Genomic DNA, 1198 nt, shown 5'->3' on the forward strand with positions numbered 1-1198 from the left:
GAACGTGGTGGACCTGATGCGGCTGCAGGACGAGCGGGCGCATCCGCACGGCTTGTCCGACGCCGCCTTCGACGCGTTGTTCACCCGGGACAAGCCAGTGGTCTTCGCCTACCACGGCTATCCGTGGCTGATCCACCGGCTGACCTACCGCCGCTCCAACCACGAAAATTTCCACGTGCGCGGCTACGTGGAGGAGAGGTTGAATCGTCCTGGGGTGGGTGCAGGGTCCAACCAGCGAGGAGACTGGACCTGTGTCTGCACCACGGAAGTTCGACCTGGAGACCCGCGAGCGCGCGGTGAGGATGTACGCCGACCGCGTGCGTGACGGCGAGTCGAAGCTGGCCGCCCGCAAGCGGGTCGGCGAGCTGCTCGACGTGAACCCGGCAACGCTACGCAATTGGGTGGAAAGCGCCGAGAATGCCGCCCGCCCGGTCGAGGCCTCTGGCTTGGCGCTCGCAGATGAGAACGCGCGGTTGAAGAAGGAGAACGCCGAACTGCGCCGGGCGAACGAGATCCTCAAGACGGCGTCAGCGTTTTTCGCACAGGCGGAGCTCGACCGCCGACTCCGGTGATCGTCGCCTACATCGACGATCACCGGGAAGAGTTCGGCGTTGAGCCGATCTGCAGCGTGCTCACCGAGCATGGAACGCCGATCGCGCCGAACACCTACCGCAGCTACAAGCGGATCCCGATCTCGGCTGCCGAACTCGAGGAGGCCTATCTCGTCGACGCGGTGATCACATTGTGGCGGAAGAACAACGAGTTATATGGAATCCGGAAGATGTGGTGGGCGATGCGCCGTGCGGGCTATCGGGTCGGCCGAGACCAGGTCGGCCGCCTGATGCGGATCGCCGGCGTTCAGGGCGTGCGCCGCGGCGAGCACCGCACCGTGACCACGACACGCACCCAGACCGCGCCGCGACACCCTGACCTGCTCAAGCGCGGCTGGAACACCCCCACCAAGCCCGACACCTGGTGGGTGGCGGACTTCACCTACGTGTGGACGCTGACCGGGTTCGTGTACGTCTCGTTCGTCACCGACGTGTACTCCCGGCGCATTCTGGGCTGGCGGGTCATGGGCAGCAAGGAAACGGCGCTCGTGGCCAGCGCATTGAGCCAGGCGCTGGCCACCCGTCATCGACAGGATGCGCAATTCACCAGCACCGGCCTCGTCCACCACTCCGACGCCGGCTCGCAA

1 protein-coding gene, 1 pseudogene and 1 other annotated feature are annotated in these 1198 nt (G+C 65.9%); the gene and the pseudogene both read left to right on the plus strand.

Annotated elements, in window-relative coordinates; translation table 11 throughout:
- Positions 1-325 (plus strand): phosphoketolase family protein (locus A6V29_RS05375; RefSeq protein WP_137159352.1); only part of this gene is annotated, 325 nt, incomplete at its 5' end.
- A pseudogene (locus tag A6V29_RS05385) lies at positions 252-1198 on the plus strand (IS3 family transposase); the annotation flags it as partial. The gene A6V29_RS05375 and the pseudogene A6V29_RS05385, both read left to right, overlap by 74 nt.
- Positions 530-661 (plus strand) — a sequence feature (AL1L pseudoknot). Its footprint overlaps the pseudogene before it by 132 nt.

It is taken from the genome of Blastococcus sp. CCUG 61487 (assembly GCF_005222955.1).
Taxonomy (GTDB): domain Bacteria; phylum Actinomycetota; class Actinomycetes; order Mycobacteriales; family Geodermatophilaceae; genus Blastococcus.